We start from the raw sequence: 23137 nt of genomic DNA on the forward strand, positions 1-23137 counted from the left end.
GGGTGTCCTTGTCTCAGTGGCGATGTTGGCGGGTGACGCCAGCGTCGTAGTGGGCGGCGATCTGCTGCCAGCCGGCAGCGATCAGGGCGGCTGGGCTGCGGTCGGTCGGCACACTGGCGTCAGCCTTGCGCAGCAGCCAGACGTCGGCGGCGCCGTCATGGGCCGTTGGCACCAACATGAGGAAGCTGCCGGCCACGCTCGCGGCCTGGCTCAGGCCCAGGTAGGCCTGATCGCCGAGCAATTGCCATTGATGCTCGCCGCGACTGGCGCTGCTGGCATCCTTGATAAAGGGCGGGAAGCCTTCTTCGGCCAGTACTGTCACCGCCATCAGGGCCGGGTCTTCTTCACGGCGCAGCTGGATCTCTTCGAACGCCACCCGCAGGTCGGCATACACCCCTTGCTCGGCGGCGCTCAGGTCGCGGCGGGCATCGAGTTGATGGGCTTCGATGCTGACTTCGTCATGGCGCTCACCGCGCAGGGCGACGATACCCGCAGCCACGGCCAGAATGAGCAGGCTGACCAGCAGCACGTACAAGGTTTCATGCCCCGCGCCGGCCGGGCGCACCACCTGGACCCGGCTCATTGCTCGATATCTGCGTAGTCGATTTCCACAACGTGACCGGGGCCGGCGTCGAACAGCACGTAGAACTCACCTTCGGGGCGTTTGAAGGTCAGCTTGGAGTTTTCCCCAAGCTTGCCAGGCACGAGGATTTCTTCGTTGTAGCCGATCACATCAAGGGTCACCCCTGGCGCGCCGCTACCATCGGAAAAGCCACCGGTGCATTCGATCTGCTCGCCGTCGATCGGCTTGCATTCGCACATCGGGTTATGCGCAACCGCCGGGCAGGCGATGCCCAGTAGCAGTAGCGGCAGGAGCCGCCTGCGGGCAGTGAACTTCATCATTTGCCTCCTTGTGTGTTCAGCCAGGCGACGGTGGCCGGGGAGGCCTTGGCCAGTGGCACGGCGGCCTGGTGCATGCTGCCGTCCCAGCCTTCGAGGGTGATCCAGATCTCGGCGTCGGGGCGGGTCTTGGCCGGGATGGGCAGGTTGGTCGCCATACGGTACGGCGGGCCGAAGAAGATCGTCCCGGCGGCGCGCAGGCTGCGCGGTTTGCCGATCCGCAGGTAGGCGGCCTTGACCTGGTTGATGCAGGCCTTGCACAGGCTGGCGTTGAACGCCTTGAAGTGCCCAGCCGGACCGTCAGCCAGCGGCGCCTGGTCGCGCAGCTCGGCCAGTTGCAGGCTCCACGGGCCGACCTGGATTTCGCCCAGTTCGCGTTCGCCCAGACCGCTGTCGCCACGGAACAGCGCCGCATCGGCAAAGTATTTGGGCATGAACCCCAACGGGATCAGCAGCAAGAGGATGTTCAAGTGGAAGCGCCACTTGTACCAGAAACGGCTCAGCAGGCTTTGTGGCACAACGGCTGCCTTGCTCATAGGCTGACCTCCGTAGCGGTATCGGCAGTGGATTCAGCCCTCTTGCGCGGCGCACGTTCGCTGCGCTTGAGTGCAGCGGCGGTGGCCTGGGCAGTGCGTTTGGTCCAGATCAACAGGCCGCTGAGCACCATCATCGACAGCAGCAGGCCAAAGAAGGCCCAGATCAGTTTGATGATCAGGCCGCCGAAGTCACCGGTGTGCAACGGGCGCATGGATTCGGTGACGAACTCCAGGGGCGAGCGGTCGCTGAGCAGGAACTGCGATTCGATCTTGCTGTTGTAGGGGTTGACGTTGACCGTCTGGAACATCAGCGGGTACCAGCCACGGCCGCCCAGGTAAACGTGCGAATAGGCATTGCCAGGCATGACGATGAAGCTCACGTCGAGGCCGGCGATCTGTTCTTTGGCAATGCGCGTGGCGTCGTCCAGGCTGATGCGCGGCGCCGGTTCACCGGAGTCGGTGCGCGGCACGTCTTCACGGGCAATGACCGGCACCACCGGCTCGGTAGAGATGGTCACATGGTTGTCCGCCAGGATTGCCTGGATCAGGAACCAGGTGCCGGTGATCGAGATCACCGCGATGAACCAGATCGACCAGATCCCGCTCAGGCGGTGAAAGTCGCCCCAGAAAATCCGCGCGCCATGGTTAACGCGCAAGGTCGGCTTAAAGAATCCTTTCCAGAAGCGTTTATAGACCACAAGCCCGGTTACCAGCGAGGCCAGCATCGGCAGGCCAAGCAACGACACCAGGTACCAGCCCCAGCTGTAGCCATTGGTGAAGGGCACCAGCCACCAGCCGTGCAGGGCACGGGTAAAGGCTTCGAAGTTGAAGTCCGGTACCTTGCCCTGGATCGCCCCGGTGTACGGGTTGACATAGAGCGTCGGGGCGCTGCCGTCGGGGTAGGTCACCGAGGCATTGAGGGCGAAGTGCGAACCGTCCGGTTGGCTGAGAAAGCGCACCGCCATGTCCGGTTCGGCCTTGTGCAAGGCATCGAGCACCTGCTGGAAACTCAGCGGCTGGGCATCGTCGCTGGGTTTGCTGGCGCGTACATCCGGGTTGGCCAGCCAGACGATTTCCTGGCTGACCACGGCCAGGGTGCCGGTAACGCAGACGATCAGGACGAAAAACCAGATCGGCAGGGCGAGCCAGCTGTGCACCAGGAACCACAGCCTGGATTTGGATTTTTTCGCTTTTTGGGACATTGCAGGTGTCTTTTCAGAGAAATTGAGGTCGAACCGATGCTCAGCCTTGGGACTGCATTAGTTAAGACGAACGAGAATTGCAAATCCCTAACCTTCAGTTGAAAGCAAATGTTTCAGCTTTCGAAACGATATACCTCTTGTCGTTAATTTTCATTCGCGTTCATCCGTTTTTCTTTGACTACCGGGCCTGCAGGCTCGTTGTTTCTCTGGACGGATGAAAGTCGATGAATGCCGAAGATGCCCGCAAGCTTGCCCGCCGATTCATAGAGTTGCCGTTGGAAAAGCGCCGCATCTTTCTCCAGGGGCTGGCCCGCGAAGGGGTCGACTTTGCCCAGTTTCCGATCCCGGCGCAGGTGCCGGTGGCCGAGCGCGACGGGCTGTCCTATGCGCAACAGCGGATGTGGCTGTTATGGCAGCTGGAGCCAGCCAGCCCGGCCTACAACCTGCCCGGTGCGGTACGCCTGCGTGGCACGCTGGAGGTGGCGGCGCTGGAGCAGGCATTCGCCAGCCTGGTGCAGCGTCATGAAACCTTGCGCAGCGTGTTCGTCCAGCAGCCTGACGAACGGCTGGTAATAAGCGCCGCGCCGCAGTGGCCACAGGTTGACCATCTGGACTTGACGGCGATGGCGCAGTTGCCTCGCGAGCAGCAGGTGCGCGAGCTTGCCCAGCAACAGTCGCTGCAGCCCTTCGATCTGGCACGTGGGCCGCTGATGCGCATCACCCTGCTCAAGCTCAAGGCTGATGAGCATGTGCTGCTGCTGACTCTGCACCATAGTGTCGCGGACGGCTGGTCGATGAATGTGCTGATCGAGGAGTTCAGCCAGCTGTATGCGGCGCATCTGGGCAAACAGGCGCCAGCCTTGCCGGCCCTGGCGATCCAGTACAGCGACTACGCGCTGTGGCAGCGGCGCTGGCTGGAAGCAGGTGAGCAGCAGCGCCAGTTGACCTACTGGCTGGACCAGTTGGGTAATGATCACCCCACGCTGGAACTGCCGCTCGATCATTCGCGCCCGGCGCAGCCCAGTTACCGTGGCCGCCGTCATGAGTTCGCCCTTGACCCGGCGCTGGTCGAGCGCTTGCGCAGCTTCGCCCGCCAGCACAACGTCACCCTGTTCATGCTGCTGCTGGCAGGCTTCAACCTGCTGCTGCAGCGCTATAGCGGTCAGCAGGACATCCGTATCGGCTCGCCTATCGCCAACCGTAACCGCGCCGAGGTGGAGGGCCTGATCGGCTGCTTCGTCAACACTCAGGTGTTGCGCAATCACGTTGACGGGCAGATGAGCGTCATCCGTTTCCTGGAGCAGGTCAAGGCTGTGGTGCTGGGGGCTCAGGCGCATCAGGACCTGCCGTTCGAGCAACTGGTTGAGGCGCTCAAGCTTGAACGCGATGCCAGTCGCACACCGCTGTTCCAGGTCATGTACAACCATCAGCCGCAGGTGGCGGATGTTGGTGCTTACTCGCTGGCCTGCGGGCTGACATTAGAGCCACTGCAATGGCAAACCCGCACCACGGTGTTTGACCTGACGCTGGACACCTATGAGCAGGGCGGCGAACTGCATGCGGCCTTGACCTATGCCAGCGACCTGTTCGAAGCATCGACCATCGAGCGCCTGGCCGGCCATTGGCAAGCGCTGCTGCAGGCCATGGTGGAGGCCCCGCAGCAACGTATCGCGGCACTGCCGATGCTTGATGCTGACGAGCACCAGGCGACGATTGATGACTGGAACCAGACCGTGGCCGACTACCCGGTCGAGCACTGCCTGCACCAACGGATTGCCCAACGCGCGCGCGCCTCGGCCACGGCGGTGGCCGTGACCTGCGGTGCGCAGCAGCTGACCTACGCCCAGCTCAACGGCCGCGCCAACGCCTTGGCCCATACCCTGATTGCCCGTGGCGTCGGCCCGGATGTGCTGGTCGGCCTGGCGGTGGAACGCAGCCTGGAGATGGTCATCGGCCTGCTGGCGATCCTCAAGGCCGGCGGCGCCTATGTGCCGTTGGACCCGGCCTACCCACGCGAGCGCCTGGCCTACATGATCGAGGACAGCGGCATTGCCCTGTTGCTGACCCAGCCCGCCTTGCATGGGCAATTGCCGGTGCCTGCGGATTTGCCGGTGTTGCTGCTGGAGGAGGGGGCGCAGACGTTGCGCGAGGACGACCCGCAGACCACGGTGACCCCGGACAACCTCGCCTACGTGATCTACACCTCCGGCTCTACCGGCAAGCCCAAGGGCACGTTGCTGCCACACCGCAACGTGCTGCGCCTGTTCGCCGCCACCGATCGTTGGTTCAACTTTGGTCCGCAGGATGTCTGGAGCCTGTTCCATTCCTATGGCTTCGACTTTTCGGTCTGGGAAATTTTCGGCGCACTGCTGTACGGCGGCCGCCTGCTGGTGGTGCCCCACGAGATCAGTCGTTCACCACGTGAGTTCTATCAATTGCTGTGCGCCGAAGGGGTAACGGTGTTGAACCAGACCCCGTCGGCGTTCAAGGCGCTGATGCACGTGGCCTGTAGCGGACCCGGCAAACAGGCGCTGCGTCAGGTGATCTTTGGCGGCGAGGCATTGGACGTGAAGAGCCTGCGTCCCTGGTTCGAACGCTTCGGTGACCGAGCACCACAGTTGGTGAACATGTACGGCATCACCGAAACCACCGTGCACGTGACCTACCGGCCGCTGTCGATGGCCGACCTTGAGCGGGAGGCGAGCAGTCCGATTGGCGAGCCGATTGCCGACCTGTCCTGGTACCTGCTCGATGGCGACCTGAACCCGGTGCCCAAGGGGTGCGTCGGTGAGCTCTACGTTGGCCGCGCCGGACTTGCGCGGGGCTACCTCAAGCGCGGCGAACTTACGGCGACGCGTTTTGTGCCTGACCCGTTCGGCGCCGAGGGCGGTCGCCTGTACCGCACCGGCGACCTGGCGCGCTATCAGGCGGATGGCATGATCGAGTACATCGGTCGCATCGACCATCAGCTGAAGATCCGCGGCTTCCGTATCGAACTGGGTGAAATCGAAGCGCGCCTGCTGGCCGATGACGCCGTGGGTAGCGTCGCGGTACTGCCGTGGGGTGAAGGCGAGGCCCTGCAATTGGTGGCTTACCTGGTGCCCCGCGATGCGGCGCTGGTCACAGCCAGCAGCGAAGTGCAGGCGCAACTGCGCGAACACCTCAAGCGTGCGCTGCGCATTGAGCTGCCGGAGTACATGGTCCCGGCGCACCTGCTGTTGCTCAGCGAACTGCCACTGACCACCAACGGCAAGCTCGATCGCAAGGCGCTGCCCGCACCGGATGCCAGCCTGTTGCAGCAGGACTACGTGGCACCGCAAGGACAGATTGAGGAAACCGTCGCGCGCATCTGGGCTGATGTCCTGCAACTGCCGCAGGTGGGGGCTGAGGATGATTTCTTCGCCTTGGGCGGGCACTCGTTGCTGGCGACTCAGGTGGTGTCCCGCTTGCGTCAGGCACTGGACCTGCAGGTACCGCTCAAGCGTCTGTTCGAGCACGCCACCTTGCGTGCCTTTGCCGCCAGCTTGCAAGAGCAGGCGCCGGCTCGCCAGGCGCCCTTGCTGCCAGCCGATCGTGGCCAACCGTTGTTGCTGTCTTACGCCCAGGAGCGCCAGTGGTACCTTTGGCAACTGAACCCGCAGAGCAACGCCTACCATATTCCCACCGCTCTGCGCCTGCGCGGCCCGCTGGATGTGGCAGCGCTGCAGCGCGCCTTCGATGCCATGGTCGCCCGCCACGAAACCCTGCGCACCACCTTTATCGAGCGGGACGGGCAGTTGCTGCAGTCGATTGCGCCAACGGCCTCGCTGCCCATCGAGGTAGAGTCGCTGAGTGGTCACGGCGAGGGCGGCGGGCAAATCAGCGCATGGATCGAGACTCAGTCCAGCCGCCTGTTCGACCTGGAACAGGGACCGTTGCTGCGTGTCGGCGTGTTGCGCCTGGCGGCAGATGACCATGTGTTGTCGCTGACCCAGCACCATATCGTCTCTGATGCCTGGTCGATGCAACGCATGGTCGAGGAGCTGCTGCAGTTTTATAACGGTTTCAGTCAGGGACAGCCGGTGCATTTGCCTGCACTGGCGGTGCAGTATGCCGACTACGCGCAATGGCAGCGGGCACAAATGGCCAGCGGCGAGCGCGAACGGCAGTTGGCCTACTGGACGGCGCAGTTGGGCAACGAGCACCCGGTGCTGGAGCTGCCGCTTGATCATCTGCGTCCGGCCCAGGCCAGTACCCGCGGCGCGACCCTGGGCGTGTGCTTGACACCCGTACTGAGTGCGCAGCTCAAAGCGCTGGCCCAGGCCGAAGGCGCCACGTTATATATGGTCTTGCTGACGTCCCTGCAGATCGTCCTGCATCGCTACAGCCGGCAATCGACGATTCGTGTGGGTGTGCCAGTGGCCAACCGTCATCAGTTGGAGACTGAGGGCCTGATCGGCTTCTTCGTCAATACTCAGGTCATGCAGGCACGCATCGATTCGCACATGGCGGTGTCGACATTGCTGCAACAGGTCAGGCAATCGGCGCTGGAGGCACAGGCGAACCAGGATCTGCCGTTCGAGCAACTGGTTGAAGCCTTGCAACCGCAACGTGATGTCAGCCACCACCCGCTGTTCCAGGTGCTGTTCAACCATCAGGCCCAAGCACGTCAGGCGGCGCTGCCTAAGCAGCTCGGCGCATTGAGCCTGGAAGGCTTGGCCCTGGCCAGCAAGACTTCGCAGTTCGATCTGATGCTCGACACCTTTGACTCCACGGAAGGTATCGAAGCGCTGTTCACCTACGCCAGCGACCTGTTCGAAGCATCGACCATCGAGCGCCTGGCCGGCCATTGGCAAGCGCTGCTGCAGGCCATGGTGGAGGCCCCGCAGCAACGTATCGCGGCACTGCCGATGCTTGATGCTGACGAGCACCAGGCGACGATTGATGACTGGAACCAGACCGTGACCGACTACCCGGTCGAGCACTGCCTGCACCAACGGATTGCCCAACGCGCGCGCGCCTCGGCCACGGCGGTGGCCGTGACCTGCGGTGCGCAGCAGCTGACCTACGCCCAGCTCAACGGCCGCGCCAACGCCTTGGCCCATACCCTGATTGCCCGTGGCGTCGGCCCGGATGTGCTGGTCGGCCTGGCGGTGGAGCGCAGCCTGGAGATGGTCATCGGCCTGCTGGCGATCCTCAAGGCCGGCGGCGCCTATGTACCGTTGGACCCGGCCTACCCGCGCGAGCGCCTGGCCTACATGATCGAGGACAGCGGCATTGCCCTGTTGCTGACCCAGCCCGCCTTGCATGGGCAATTGCCGGTGCCTGCGGATTTGCCGGTGTTGCTGCTGGAGGAGGGGGCGCAGACGTTGCGCGAGGACGACCCGCAGACCACGGTGACCCCGGACAACCTCGCCTATGTGATCTACACCTCCGGCTCTACCGGCAAGCCCAAGGGCACGTTGCTGCCACACCGCAACGTGCTGCGCCTGTTCGCCGCCACCGATCGTTGGTTCAACTTCGGTCCGCAGGATGTCTGGAGCCTGTTCCATTCCTATGGCTTCGACTTTTCGGTCTGGGAAATTTTCGGCGCACTGCTGTACGGCGGCCGCCTGCTGGTGGTGCCCCACGAGATCAGTCGTTCACCACGTGAGTTCTATCAATTGCTGTGCGCCGAAGGGGTAACGGTGTTGAACCAGACCCCGTCGGCGTTCAAGGCGCTGATGCACGTGGCCTGTAGCGAACCCGGCAAACAGGCGCTGCGTCAGGTGATCTTTGGCGGCGAGGCATTGGACGTGAAGAGCCTGCGCCCCTGGTTCGAACGCTTCGGTGATCGAGCACCACAGTTGGTGAACATGTACGGCATCACCGAAACCACCGTGCACGTGACCTACCGGCCGCTGTCGATGGCCGACCTTGAGCGGGAGGCGAGCAGTCCGATTGGCGAGCCGATTGCCGACCTGTCCTGGTACCTGCTCGATGGCGACCTGAACCCGGTGCCCAAGGGGTGCGTCGGTGAGCTCTACGTTGGCCGCGCCGGACTTGCGCGGGGCTACCTCAAGCGCGGCGAACTTACGGCGACGCGTTTTGTGCCTGACCCGTTCGGCGCCGAGGGCGGTCGCCTGTACCGCACCGGCGACCTGGCGCGCTATCAGGCGGATGGCGTGATCGAGTACATCGGTCGCATCGACCATCAGCTGAAGATCCGCGGCTTCCGCGTCGAGCTGGGTGAAATCGAAGCGCGCCTGTTGGCCGATGACGCCGTGGGTAGCGTCGCGGTACTGCCGTGGGGTGAAGGCGAGGCCTTGCAATTGGTGGCTTACCTGGTGCCCCGCGATGCGGCGCTGGTCACAGCCAGCAGCGAAGTGCAGGCGCAGCTGCGCGAACACCTCAAGCGTGCGCTGCGCATTGAGCTGCCGGAGTACATGGTCCCGGCGCACCTGCTGTTGCTCAGCGAACTGCCACTGACCACCAACGGCAAGCTCGATCGCAAGGCGCTGCCTGCGCCAGATGCCAACTTGCTGCAGCAGGACTACGTGGCGCCAAAAAGCGACCTTGAACAGCGTCTGGCGCAGATCTGGCAGGACGTGCTGAGCCTTGATCGCGTCGGCCGCAATGACGATTTTTTCGCCCTCGGTGGGCACTCCCTGCAACTGGTGATGCTGCTGTCGCGCATCCGCAGCGAGCTTGGCGTGGAGCTGAAAATCAGGGATTTCCACGGCTTACGCACCCTTGGCGAATTGGCGGCGTACCTGGAACAGGATGTATCGGTGCAATCGCAAGACGCCGAGCTGGATCAGATCTTCGGCGTGCTGGATGAACTGGAGACGGAAAATGTTTGAGCAATCAGGTCGCAACCAGCAGTTGGTCGAGCGCATCAAGGGCTTGTCGGCGGACAAGCGCCAGCAGATGTTCGCCAAGCTTGCGCAGATGGGTATCGATGTCGCCAAGCTGCCCATCGTCCCCGGCCGTGCCGAGGAGCAAGCGCCACTGTCTTATGCCCAACAACGCCAGTGGTTTCTCTGGCAGCTGGAGCCGCACAGCAGTGCCTATCACATCCCCGCCGCGCTGATACTGCGGGGTGCGGTCAACGTTGCGGACCTGGAAAAGAGCTTTGCGACCCTGGCCGAGCGCCATGCCTGCCTGCGCACCCGCTTCGTCGAAAGCGATGGCCAGGTGAGTCAGGTCGTCGATGCCCCGGCGCCGATTGCCATCGAGCACACCAGCCTGCTGGCGCAGGGGCCAGAGCGCGACGCGCTGCTGCGTGCCTGCGTCGCCGAGCTGAGTGCGCAGCCGTTCGACCTGCAGCACGGGCCGTTGCTACGGGTGCGCCTGGTGCGTTTGGCCGAGGACGAGCACCTACTGGTGCTGGTGCTGCATCACATTGTCACCGATGGCTGGTCGATGAGCCTGATGGTCGAAGAGCTGATGGCTTGCTATGCGGCGTACTCGCAAGGCCAGGCACCGAAGCTGGCGGCGCTGGCGATTCAATATGCCGACTTTGCTGGCTGGCAGCGTCAGTGGATGGCGTCGGGGGAAGGCGAGCGTCAGCTGGCGTACTGGAAGCGCCAGTTGGGTGCAACCGAGGAGGTGCTCGAGCTGCCTTGCGACCACCCACGCCCGGCGACCATGAGCGACCGCGGTGCCCGTCTGGGCATCGCTGTGCCGTCGGCACTGGTTGGCGCCTTGCGTCAGCTGGCGCAAGAGCAGGGGGTCAGCCTGTTTGTGCTGTTGCTGGCCTCGTTCCAGGTGTTGTTGCACCGCTACAGTGGTCAGGCTGATATCCGTGTCGGCGTGCCGGTGGCTAATCGCAACCGCCTGGAGACCGAGCGTCTGATTGGGCTGTTCGTCAACACTCAAGTGCTGGCGGCGCAGTTGCGCGGCGATGAAGGTTTCACGGCGTTGTTGCAGCGCATTGGTCAGCAGGTGCAAGACGCCCAGGCCCATCAGGACCTGCCGTTCGAGCATCTGGTCGAGGCCTTGGGTGTCGCCCGTAGCCTTAGCCACAACCCGTTGTTCCAGGTCATGCACAACCATCAGGATGGGGTGCGCCAAGCCGGCTCCCTGGCCCTGCCAGGCCTTACGGTCGAAGCACTGGAGTGGGATGCTGGCACTGCGCAACTGGACCTGACCCTGGAAACCCAGGACAGCGGCCACGGGCTGTCAGCGGCACTGATCTACGCCAGTGACCTGTTCGAGCACCGCAGTATCGAGCGCATGGCGCGCCATTGGCTGAACCTGCTGCAGGGTATCGTCGCCGATCCGCAGGCCACGATTGCCGGTCTGCCGTTGCTCGATGGCGAGGAGCAACGGCAGATCGTTGCGCAGTGGAACGCCACCGCCGCCACATACCCGTTGGACACTCCCGTGCACCGGCTGATCGAACAGCAAGTGCGTGCCACCCCCGATGCCCCAGCCCTGTGCATGGGCGAGCAGCAACTGAGCTACCGCGAACTGGATCAGCGCGCCAACCAACTGGCTCACCAACTGATCGCCTTGGGCGTCGGTCCTGAGGTATTGGTCGGCATCGCCGTCGAGCGCAGCCTGGAAATGGTCATCGGCCTGCTGGCGATCCTCAAGGCCGGCGGTGCTTATGTGCCGCTGGACCCGGAATACCCTGAAGAACGACTGGCCTACATGATCGAGGACAGCCGCATTGCCTTGCTCCTGACTCAGTCGCACCTGCGACTGCCATGCCCAGCCGAACTGCCCGTGCTGGCCCTGGACCGTTTGGCGCTAGAAGATTTCCCTGTGCACGCCCCGGCGTTGACCCTGGACCCCGAGCAGCTGGCTTACGTGATCTACACCTCCGGTTCCACCGGCAAGCCCAAGGGCGCTGGCAATCACCATAAAGCCCTGACCAACCGCCTGTGCTGGATGCAGCAAGCCTACGGCCTCGGCGCGGGCGACACGGTGTTGCAGAAAACCCCGTTCAGCTTCGATGTCTCGGTCTGGGAGTTTTTCTGGCCGCTGATGACCGGCGCGCGCCTGGCCATGGCCGGCCCCGGCGATCACCGCGACCCGCGGCGCCTGGTCGAGCTGATCCACGCCCACCAGGTCACCACCTTGCATTTTGTACCGTCGATGCTGCAGATGTTCCTGCTCGACGAACAGGTCACCGGTTGCACCGGCTTACGCCGAATCATCTGCAGTGGCGAGGCATTGCCGGTGGATGCTCAGACCCAGGTCCTGGCCAAGCTGCCGACCGCCGGGTTGTACAACCTCTATGGCCCAACCGAAGCGGCGATCGACGTTACTCACTGGACCTGCCGCGAGGAAGGCCGCGACAGCGTGCCGATTGGCCTGCCGATCGCCAACCTGCAGACCTACGTCCTCGACGCCGAACTGCAAGCCGTGCCGGTGGGCGTGGTCGGCGAGCTGTACCTGGGCGGTACTGGTCTGGCGCGCGGTTACCACCGTCGCCCAGCGCTGACCGCCGAGCGCTTCGTCACCAGCCCGTTCGGCCAAGGCGAGCGCCTGTACCGCACCGGTGACCTGGCCAGCCAGCGGGCTGACGGCGTTATCGACTACCGTGGACGTATCGACCACCAGGTGAAAATCCGTGGCCTGCGCATCGAGTTGGGCGAGATCGAGGCGCGCCTGATGGAACAGGACGTGGTGCGTGAGGCGGTGGTGTTGGCCATCGAAGGCGCCCTGGTTGCCTACGTCGTGCCTGGCGAGTGGGCGCCGGATGCTCAGGAGGTCCTGCGCGAAGCGATCCGTGAACCTCTGCGCCAGACACTGCCGGACTACATGGTGCCGGCGCAGCTGCTGTTCATCGAACAGATGCCACTGAGCCCCAACGGCAAGCTGGAGCGCAAGGCCCTGCCCAAGCCTGATGCCAACCGTGTGCAGAAAGCCTACGTGGCGCCGCGTACGGCGCTGGAACAGCAGATCGCCGCGATCTGGCAAGACGTGCTGAAGGTTGCGCAGATCGGTCTGGCCGACAACTTCTTTGAACTTGGTGGCGACTCGATCATCTCCATCCAGGTGGTCAGCCGTGCCCGCCAGGCCGGTATCCGCTTTACCCCCAAGGACCTGTTCCAGCATCAGACGGTACAGCGCCTGGCGGCAGTGGCCGAAGTCGGCGACGCGGTGCAAGCCATCGACCAGGGGCCGGTGCACGGTGAAGCACTGCTGCTGCCATTCCAGCACTGGTTCTTCGACACCCTGACGGACAATCACCAGCACTGGAACCAATCATTGCTGCTGACACCGCGCGAGCCCTTGTCAGCTGAGGCGCTGGCGTCGGCGCTGGCCACTGTTGCCGATCATCACGACGCATTGCGCTTGCGTTTCCAGGCCGGAATTGAAGGTTGGAAGGCGCGGTTCGCCGAGGCTGATGACAGCCTACTGTTGTGGCAGCAGACGGTGGCCGATGACGCGCAGTTGCAAGACGTCGCCGACCGCGTGCAGCGCAGCCTTAATCTAGAGCAGGGGCCATTGCTGCGTGCCTTGCTGGCGACCCTGGCCGATGGCAGCCAGCGCCTGTTGCTGGTGATCCACCACCTGGCGGTGGACGGTGTGTCCTGGCGGATTCTGCTTGAAGACCTGCAGTCGGCGTACCAGCAGCAGTTGGCCGGGCAGGCGCCACGTTTGCCGGCCAAGACCCATTCGGTCAAAGCCTGGGCCGAGCAGGTGCAAGCCGATGCCCGCAGCCCCGCGCTGGAGGGCCAGTTGTCGTTCTGGCAGGCCCAGCAAGTGCCGGGTGAGTTGCCCTGTGAGCGTCCCGCAACGCGCCTGCTCAATCGTGATGCTCGCCATGTACAAACTCGTCTGGATGCGCAGTTGACCCGACGCTTGCTGCAGGACGCGCCCGCGACCTATCGCACCCGCGTCAATGACCTGTTGCTGACCGCCTTGGCGCGCGTCATCGCTCACTGGAGTGGCCACGCGTCCGTCGCGGTGTTGATGGAAGGGCATGGTCGCGAACCACTGTCCCAGGCGCTCGACCTGACCCGCAGTGTGGGCTGGTTCACCAGCTTCTACCCGCTCAAACTCACTCCGGCCCAGGGCTTGGCCGAGTCGATCAAGCAGATCAAGGAGCAACTGCGCGCCGTGCCGGATCAGGGCATGGGCTACGGCGCCTTGCGCTATCTTGGCAGCGATGCCTCGCGTCAGGTGCTTGCCGAACTTGCGCCAGCGCGCATTACCTTCAACTACCTCGGTCAGCTCGATGCCGGCTTCGATCAGGCCAACGGCCTGTTCGTACCGAGTGCGCAACCGCGTGGGCAAGAGCAGGATGACGACGCGCCGCTGCCCAACTGGATCACCCTCAACGGCCAGGTCTATGGCGGCGAACTGCTGGTGGACTGGCAGTTCAGCGCGCAGATGTTCGACGTGGCGACCTTGCAGCAATTGGCCGATGCCTATGCGCAGGCGTTGGCTGAGCTGATTGAACACTGTTGCACGCTCGGCCAGGGCGCACTGACCCCCTCCGACGTGCCGCTGGCCGGTCTCGATCAGCAAGGTCTTGATCAACTGGGCCTTGATCCACGCGGCGTGCAGGACCTCTACCCCTTGTCGCCGATGCAACAGGGGATGCTCTTTCACAGCCTTTATGCGCAGGCCGAAGGCCAATACATCAACCAGCTCTCGGTCGCGGTCGAAGGCTTGGACCCCGAGCGCTTTTGCGCCGCCTGGCAAGCCTGCGTGGATGCCCACGATATCCTGCGCACGGCGTTCCTCACCGGCGCTAACCTGAGCCAGCCGTTGCAAAGGGTGCAGCGTGCCGTGCAGGTGCCGTTCAGCTACGAGGATTGGCGCGAACAGCCGGATCAAGCGGCAGCCATCGACGCTCGGGCAGCGACGCTGCGGCGCAACGGCTTTGCTCTGGAGCGGGCGCCATTGCTGGATTTGCAGGTGCTGCGCCTGGACGAGCAACGCCATCAACTGATTTACACCAGTCACCACATCCTCATGGATGGTTGGAGCAATGCGCAACTGTTGGCCGAAGTGCTGCAGCGCTACAGCGGCGCTGCTGTGCTGAACCCACCAGGACGCTATCGTGACTACATCGAATGGCTCACCAGGCAGGACCCGCTGGCCGATGAGCGCTTCTGGAAGGCTCAGCTCCAACACGTGGACACTCCAACGCGGATGGCTGCGGTGCTGCCTGACAATGCACAAGGGCACAGCGGCTACGCTGAGTTCAAGCAACGGCTCGACCCGGCCGCCACCCAGCGTCTGAAAGCCTTCGCCAGCCAGCACAAAGTCACCTTGAACACCTTGATCCAGGCGGCCTGGGCGTTGCTGTTGCAGCGTTATAGCGGCCAGTCGACAGTCGTTTTTGGCGCCACCGTCGCCGGTCGTTCGGCACCATTGCCGGCCATCGAGGCGCAGATCGGCCTGTTCATCAATACCTTGCCGGTCGTTGTCAGCCTGAGCGCTGAGCAACCGCTGGCGCAGCTGTTGCACAAGTTGCAGGCGCAGAACCTAGCCCTGCGCGACCACGAGCACACGCCGCTGTTCGATATCCAGCGTTGGGCGGGGCAGGGCGGTGAGGGGCTGTTTGATTCGCTGCTGGTGTTCGAGAACTATCCCGTGTCTGAAACTTTGCAGCAGGGAGCGCCGCAAGGCCTGCGCTTTGCCCAGGTGCAGACCCGTGAGCAGACCAGTTACCCGCTGACCCTGTTGGTTGCGTTGGAAGACACGCTGACCTTGCAGTTCCAGTACACCTGCGAGCATTTCACCGCAGCGCAGGTGCAGCGCATGGGGGCCCATCTGCTCGAATTGCTCCAGGGCATGCTGGCTTCACCGACGGCGCTGGGCGAACTGGTCATGCTCGACACAGGCGAACGGCAACGCCTGCTGCATGACTGGAATGCCAGCCCACGGCCACTGACGCCAGCGTCGAGCATCGCTGAATTGATTGCCCGGCAGGTGCAGGCCGATCCCGAGCAACTGGCACTGGTCGATCAGCAGCAGCGCCTGAGCTATCGCCAGCTCGACCAGCAGGCCAACCGCCTGGCGCACAAACTGGTCAGCCTTGGCGTCGGTGCCGAAGTGCGGGTCGGTATTGCCCTGCAGCGCTCCAGCGAACTGATCGTGGCCTTGCTGGCGGTGCTCAAGGCTGGGGGGGCCTATGTGCCACTGGACCCGGATTACCCGGCTGAGCGCCTGGCCTATATGCTTGAAGACAGCCGCGCCCAGGTGTTGATCACCCAGGCAGCGGTGCTTGAGGGGCTGACACCGGCAGCGAACACCCAGGTGCTGCTGATGCCGGCGGGCGGCGATGTGCTGGCTGGGCAGCCTGACACAGCGCCTCCGGTGCAGATCCACGCCGACAACCTGGCCTATGTGATCTACACCTCCGGCTCCACCGGCAAGCCCAAGGGCGTGGCCATCACCCATGGCAACGTTCAGGCGCTGATCGATTGGTCGCAGCAAACCTATAGCCGTGAGGACATGCAAGGGGTGCTGGCCTCTACCTCGGTGTGCTTCGACCTGTCGGTCTGGGAGATCTTCGTTACCCTCGCCAGTGGCGGTTCGCTGGTGCTGGCGCGCAATGCCCTGGCGTTGCCCGAACTGGCCGCCCGTGACCAGGTGCGGCTGATCAACACCGTGCCTTCGGCAATTGCCGCCTTGTTGCGGGCCGGGCAGATTCCAGCCAGCGTACGGATCATCAACCTCGCGGGCGAACCGCTGAAGCAGGCACTGGTTGACCAGCTTTATCAACTGCCGGGCGTGGTTCAGGTCAACGACCTCTATGGCCCGTCGGAAGACACCACCTATTCCACCTGGACCCGCCGCGAAGCCGGTGGTACGGCGAGTATCGGCCGGCCGCTGCCCGGGACCGGCAGTTACCTGCTTGACGCCAGTCTGCAGCCGGCCCCGCAGGGTGTGGCGGCTGAGCTGTACCTGTCGGGCGCTGGTCTGACCCGCGGTTACCTGGGGCGTGCGGCGCTGACTGCCGAGCGCTTCGTGCCCCATCCGTTCTCAACGCTGGGCGAGCGTTTGTACCGCACCAGTGACCTGACCCGCTATCGCCCCGAGGGTGTCATCGAGTACCTCGGGCGTATTGACCATCAGGTGAAGATTCGTGGCTTTCGTATCGAGCTCGGCGAAATCGAGGCGCGCCTGTTGAACCTGGCGCCCGTGCGCGAGGCGGCGGTGCTGGCGGTCGAGTACCAGGGGGGCGCGCAATTGGTCGCCTACGTGGCCGCGCATCAACACACTGACCAGGTTGATGATCAGGCCGCCTTGCGCGCCGACATCAAGGCGCGTCTGGGCGAGCAACTGCCGGGTTACATGGTGCCGGCGTTTGTGGTGTTCCTGCCGAGCCTGCCATTGACGCCGAACGGCAAGCTGGATCGCAAGGCCTTGCCGGCAGCCGATCAACAGCCCGCCAGCGTGGCCTTCGCCGCGCCGCGTAGTGCCCTCGAACAGCAGATCGCTGAGGTCTGGCAGCAGGTGCTGGAGGTTGAACGGGTGGGCCTGGCCGACCACTTCTTTGAACTGGGCGGGCATTCGCTGCTGGCTACTCAGGTGGTGTCGCGCCTGCAAGCACAACTGGCCGTGCGGATCGGCTTGCGTGACCTGTTCGATCACCCCCGTCTGGATGCTTTCGCCCAGCGCTTGCAGGCGCAGTCGACACAGCTGCCGGCGCCGGCATTGCCCGTGCTGGTGGCTCAGGGTGAGCAACCTGAGACCATCCTGTCGTTGGCCCAGCGACGCTTGTGGGTCGTCGAGCAACTGTCCGGCGGCAGTGGTGCTTATGGGATGCCACTGGCCTTGCGCTTGCAAGGCGAATTGCACGTGCCGTTATTGCGCGCCAGCCTTGCCGAGGTGATCCGCCGTCATGAGGTGTTGCGCACCGCCTATGTCAGTGACGACGAAGGTGATCCGTTGGCCTTGGTTTCAGCGGCGGTGGCGGTCGATTTACCGCTGCTTGACCTGTCCGCCCTGAGCCGCGCCGAGCAGGAAGCTCAGGTGGCACAGGCCGTGCTGGACAATGCCAGCACGCCGATCAGCCTGCTCACGGCACCGCTGCTGCGTGGCCGCGTGCTGCGCCTGAGCACCAGCGAGCATGTGTTGCTGTACAGCATGCACCACATCATTTCCGATGGTTGGTCGATGTCGCTGCTGGTCAATGAACTGGTTGAACTCTATGCCTTGCAGCAAGCCGGTAAACCGCCACAGTTGCCAGCGCTGAAGGTGCAGTACAGCGACTACGCCCGCTGGCAGCAGGCGCTCGAAAACAGCGGCGTCCTGGCGACGCAGGCCGATTACTGGCAGCGCACATTGGCCACCAGCAGCGGGCACCTGCCGCTGCCGACCGACTACCCGCGTGCAGCTGTGGCTTGCACGGCTGGCAGCGACCTGCAGTTCCACCTCGATGCGGGCTTGGTACAGCGGCTCAAAGCCGTTGCCGCGCAGGCCAATGCCACCCTGTACACCACGTTACTGGCGGCCTTTCAGGTGCTGTTGCACCGGGTCAGTAACAGTGATGACCTGCTGGTTGGCGCCGATGTTGCCGGCCGTCAACAGCCGGAGCTGGAGCGCCTGATCGGCTTCTTCGTCAACATCCTGCCGTTGCGTTCGCGTTATAGCGCGCAGCAGAGGTTCAGCCATTACCTGGGGGTTGCCCGTGACACTGCCTTGAGTGCCTTCGAGCATCAAGACCTGCCGTTCGACATGATCGTCGAAGCTTCCGGGGTCGCTCGTCAGCGCGGCGTCAATCCGCTGGTGCAGGTGCTGTTTGTGATGAACAACCTGCCGGTGCGCGACAGCAGCCTCAATAGCCTCAAGGTCGAGGTACTGCCAGCACTGACGAGCTACTCGAAATTCGACATGGCCTTGTTCCTCGACCAGGACGGCGAGGGGCTGCGTGGCACTTGGCAGTTCGCCAGCGCGCTGTTCAAGCCCGAGCGCATCAGCCAGCTGGCCCAGGATTGGACCGGCATGCTCGAACAGATTGTGTGTGAGCCGCATATCAGACTAGGAGACATCACCATGACCACGGATACCACTGTTGCGGCCGCGCCGACGCCAGCTGCCGGGCCCAAGGCCGACAAGCTCGGCAAGTTCCTGAAAAAACCCAAGGCAGCTGGCCGTGAGGCCGTTGCCAGCGCCGTACGCGAATCGCTGCTGGCACCGCCGCAGGTCTTTCCGTTACTGGTAGAGCCGAACGATCCCGGGCTTGACCTGGTGGCTTGGGTCAACCACAACCGGCCGTGGCTGGAAGAAAAGCTTGCCCGCCATGCCGGGATTCTGTTGCGCGGCTTTGCCTTGCATGACATCCACGCCTTCGAGGCGTTGGCCGAGGCGGTGCAGCCGGGGCTCTATGGTCAGTACGGCGACTTGCCAAAGAAGGAGGGCGGCAAGAACACCTACCGCTCAACGCCGTACCCAGAAAAGAAAATGATCCTCTTCCACAACGAAAGCTCGCACCAGGACACCTGGCCGCGCAAGCAGTTGTTCTTCTGTGAGCAGCCATCGCCAGTGGGCGGTGCCACCCCGGTGGTCGACTGCCGACAGATGTACCTGCGCCTGCCCGAAGCGTTGCGCGAAACGTTTGAGCAAAAAGGTCTGCTGTATGTGCGGACCTTCGCCGACAAGCTGGACGTCTCCTGGCAGCACTTCTTCAAGACCGATGACCGCGCCCAGGTTGAGGCCCGTTGCCAGGCAGCCGGTATCCAGTGGACCTGGCTCGACAACGACGAATTGCAGATCCGCACACCGTGCCCGGCGATCATTCGCCACCCGCTGACGGGCGAGAAGACTTTTTTCAACCAGGTGCAGTTGCACCACATTTATTGCCTGGATGCCGATGTCCGCGAGGATCTGCTGGCGTTGTTCGGCATTGAGCGCATGCCACGGCATGTCTACTACGGCGATGGTTCACCGATCGAGGACGAGGTCATGCAAGTGATCGGTGAGTTGTATGAGGCGTGTGCGGTGCGCTTCGACTGGCGCAAGGGCGATGTGATCTTGCTCGACAACATGCTCGCCGCCCATGCCCGCGACCCTTTCGAGGGGCCGCGCAAGATTGTTGTCGCCATGGGGGAGATGGTCGAACGGCGTAGCCTGAAGGCGGTGCAACCCGCACCAGGCCCGGCAACCCTTGAACAAGAGGCTCAGGTATGAGTGAGATCAACGGGCAACAACTCGGCGCCGGGCTGGCTCTGCTTGGCGAACAGCAACAATGGAGCGCAGCGGCGCAGTCCGGGGCGAGCTGGGCAGCGCTGGCCCATGTGCTGCAGGTGGAGATTCGCGGTTCGCTCGATTTACCCGCCCTGCAAGCCGCACTCGATGACCTGACGGTGCGTCAGCAAGTGCTGACTACCGGCTTGCACGCGGTTGCCGGTTTTCACGGTCTGCGCCAGTTCCCGGGCATAGGCCAGCCGCGCTTGACCCTGGAAATTGAACATGAAGCGGTCGCGCAAGAGGTCGCCGCGCAGCGTCAAGTGCAATGGTTGCAACGTCCGCTGCAGCTGCAACAGGAACATTTCGTCCAAGCCTTGCTGCAACGCCTGGACGATAGCCATTGGCGCCTGAACCTGGCATTGGCCCGGGGGCTGGTAGATGCCGCCAGCGTACCGTTGCTTGTTGAACAATTGCTGCACGCCTACGAGCAAGGCGCCAGCGGTGCAGACGAGGAACTGGGGCAGTTCAGTCAGTACCTGGAGTGGCGCGGCGAAGTGGTGCTGGACGAAGATGCCGGGCAGGCCGCGCACTACTGGCAAGCCCATATCGGCTCGCACGTACCGACCCAGCCGACGCTGCCCTTTCGGCGTAAAGGTGCCTCAGTGGGCGCGGTGGGCAAGGTTGAGGCAGAGCTGCCGGCAGCCCTGCGCGAAGACTTGCAACAGGTTGCCGCAGGTTGCGAGGTAACCCTGGAAACGTTGTTGCAAGCCAGCTGGTGGCTGTTGTTGGCGCGCCTGAGCGGTCGCTCGGCGTTTATTGCGGGCTGGCGTCATGACGGCCGGGCTGACTATGAATATTTCGAGCAGACCCTGGGGCTGTTCGAGAAGACCTTGCCGCTGCAGCTGACACTGGATCCGGCAGTGCCGTTCGATCAGTGTCTGGCGCATTTCTCGGGGCTGCTCGAACAGCACCGTACCTGGCAGGAGTACTGGAGCAACGAAGCCCGTGCTGTGCAGCCGAGCTATGGCTTTGCGCTGCGTCGGCTGCTGCCTGGCGCGCAGGTCAAGGGCGGGCAATGGTCAGCCAGTGCTGCCGAGGCGCTCGATCCTGGCTTTGAACTGGCTTTGCAGGTCAGCATCGATGCTCAGGGCTCGGCGCAAGTGCTGAGCGTGATGTTCAGCACAGCACACTACGCCAGCGTGGCCATGTCCGGTCTGCTTGAGCAGTATCAGGTGTTGCTGCGGGGCATCGCCGCCGCGCCCGCCAGCCCGGTGGGCGAGCTGCCCTTGTTGGGCGCGGCCGAACGTCAGCGACTGCTGGCGTTCAATCCGGCGCCGCAACCGATTGATCCGGGCCTGACCCTGGCCCAGCGCATCAGCGAATGGGCCGCGCGAACCCCTGAGGCCCCGGCGTTGGTCTGCGACAACCAGACGCTCAGCTATGCGCAGCTGGAACACCGTGTCCAACAGATGGCTGCGGCCATGAATTGTCAGGGCTTGAACGCTGGGCAGCGGGTGGCGTTGGTCCTGCCGCGCTCGGCCGAATGGCTGGTGGCGGCGCTGGCAGCCTGGCGTCTGGGCGCGGCCTGGTTGCCGCTGGATCCGCAATGGCCCACGGCGCGTCTGGCACGTTTGGTCGAGCAGGCGGATGCGGCGTTGCTGGTGGGTCGAGGTTTGGTGGCGATGGGTGAAGTGCCGGTGCTCGATCTCGACGTGCTCAACAGCGCCGATCAGACATTGACGCTATCCGAACATCCGACGCTGGCGGCTGACGACGTCGCCTATGTGCTGTTCACCTCCGGTTCGACCGGCACGCCCAAGGCCGTCACCATCGAGCATCGCGCCTTGTTCAATTACGTTGCTTCGGCCAGCGCTGCGCTGGACCTGGCGCAATGCCGACGCTTTGCCTTCAGCTCCAGCGTCGTCGCTGACCTCGGCCACACCGCCGTGTTCGGTGCCCTGTACAACGGTGCGACGTTGCACCTGGCCGATGAGGCGACCGTGCAGGATGGCCGGGCGTTTGCCCGCTTTATCGAAGAACAGGCCATCGATTGCCTGAAGATCGTGCCGTCGCACCTGGCGGCGTTGATCGACAATCAGGCGCCAGTGCTGCCCGCCACGTTGGTACTGGGCGGCGAAGCAGTGTCACCGGCGCTGGTCGAACGGCTGCTGAGCATCCGTAGCGATGTCCGCCTGTTCAACCACTATGGGCCGAGCGAAGCCACGGTCGGCGTGATGATTCACCCGCTCAGTGCACACGACCCGGACGCCACGGGGGTGCCGCTGACCCAGGTATTGGCCAACAACCAAGTGCTGGTACTCGATGGGCAGCGCAAGCTGGTGGCCAGTGGTGAGCTGGGCGAGCTGTACATTGGTGGTGAGCAACTGGCCCGTGGTTACCTCAATGCGGCGCAACAGCAGGCCGAAGCCTTCATCGAGCATCCGCTGCTGCCGGGCGCGCGGATCTACCGCACCGGTGACCTGGCGCGCTATCGCCCTGAAGGTGGCATCCAACTGTATGGTCGCGCCGATCAGCAGGTTAAACTGCGCGGCTTTCGCGTCGAGCTGGCGGAGATCGAGGCCGAGTTGTCTGCCCTTGAACAGGTGAACGAAGTGGCCGTGATGCTCGATGCCTATCAGGAACCGGTCGCCTTCGTAACGGCGCGTGGTGAGTCGGGGCAGGATTGGGCAGCCACTCTCAAGCTGCAACTGGCTGAGCGCTTGCCCGCGGTGATGGTGCCGCGCCAGGTCCAGGTGCTGGCAAGCATGCCACGCCTGGGCAATGGCAAGATTGATCGTCAGGCCCTGGGCAAGCTTGACCTCAGTGCCGCGCAGCAGGTCTATGTTGCACCCCGTGATGGTCTGGAGACGGTCCTGGCCCAGCGCATGGCCCAATTGCTGGGGCTTGAGCGGCTGAGTGTGGAGCAGGACTTCTTCGCGGCGGGTGGCCATTCGTTGCTAGTGATCAAACTGGTCGCAGGCATCCGCACGTTGTTGCAGTGTGAGGTGCATCCGGGGGTGGTGTTTGATAACCCTAGCCCTGCGGCACTGGCCCAGGTTCTGCGTTTGCAGGAAACCGCGCCGGGGCAGTTGGAAAAGCTGGCGCAAGCACGCTTACGTCTGGATGCCATGACCCCGGAAGAGAAAGCCAAGCTGCTGGAGAAAGCCCGGCTTTTGCAAGGGCAGGGCAGCTGACACCCCCTTCACGATGTTCTGCCGGGTGCGTCCTGCACCTGGCAGAACATCGTTTAGCTGTCTGGTTAAACCAGGCGCCGCAGAGTGTGAAATACATCAAAAGAAAAATATTCCTAATTTCGTTCATACCACGCTCGTCTAGTCAGCGAGCAGCTACGACTTGTGTCGCCAGCCTGCCTCAGGATGGGGATTTCCAAGGACGGTTTACACACTTCACGATCAGCCGACCTCAGAGTCG

At 63.6% G+C, this 23137-nt stretch carries 7 protein-coding genes; 3 read left to right on the forward strand and 4 right to left on the reverse strand.

Annotation, left to right across the window (positions count from 1 at the left end; genetic code table 11):
* Positions 1–13: 13 nt before the first annotated feature.
* From CX511_RS09655 to CX511_RS09670, 4 genes are read right to left on the reverse strand one after another with little or no spacing between them, the layout of a single operon-like run.
* Positions 14–583, reverse strand: coding sequence for a DUF6162 family protein (locus CX511_RS09655; RefSeq protein WP_045180311.1), 570 nt, complete (start codon positions 581–583; stop codon positions 14–16).
* On the reverse strand, positions 580–900 hold the full coding sequence (locus CX511_RS09660) for a hypothetical protein (protein WP_101292073.1): 321 nt from the start codon (positions 898–900) through the stop codon (positions 580–582). Before CX511_RS09660 ends, CX511_RS09655 begins: the two co-directional genes overlap by 4 nt.
* Positions 900–1436, reverse strand: a complete 537-nt coding sequence (locus tag CX511_RS09665) for a PA2404 family protein (RefSeq protein WP_101292074.1) — start codon at positions 1434–1436, stop codon at positions 900–902. Before CX511_RS09665 ends, CX511_RS09660 begins: the two co-directional genes overlap by 1 nt.
* Positions 1433–2638, reverse strand: coding sequence for a PepSY-associated TM helix domain-containing protein (locus tag CX511_RS09670; RefSeq protein ID WP_045180318.1), 1206 nt, complete (start codon positions 2636–2638; stop codon positions 1433–1435). The genes CX511_RS09665 and CX511_RS09670 overlap by 4 nt, the downstream gene beginning before the upstream one ends.
* Positions 2639–2862: 224 nt before the next feature.
* On the opposite strand from CX511_RS09670, the gene CX511_RS09675 reads away from it, so the two are divergent.
* The 3 genes from CX511_RS09675 to CX511_RS09685 are packed head-to-tail and all read left to right on the forward strand — an operon-like array spanning position 2863 to position 22899.
* Entirely contained in the window at positions 2863–9459 is a 6597-nt protein-coding gene (locus CX511_RS09675; RefSeq protein WP_220639116.1) for a non-ribosomal peptide synthetase, read from the forward strand.
* On the forward strand, positions 9434–19705 hold the full coding sequence (locus CX511_RS09680) for a non-ribosomal peptide synthetase (protein ID WP_409077860.1): 10272 nt from the start codon (positions 9434–9436) through the stop codon (positions 19703–19705). Before CX511_RS09675 ends, CX511_RS09680 begins: the two co-directional genes overlap by 26 nt.
* On the forward strand, positions 19702–22899 hold the full coding sequence (locus CX511_RS09685; protein ID WP_101291863.1) for a non-ribosomal peptide synthetase: 3198 nt from the start codon (positions 19702–19704) through the stop codon (positions 22897–22899). Before CX511_RS09680 ends, CX511_RS09685 begins: the two co-directional genes overlap by 4 nt.
* Positions 22900–23137 lie beyond the last annotated feature (238 nt).

Source organism: Pseudomonas sp. S06B 330 (genome assembly GCF_002845275.2).
Taxonomy (GTDB): Bacteria; Pseudomonadota; Gammaproteobacteria; order Pseudomonadales; family Pseudomonadaceae; genus Aquipseudomonas.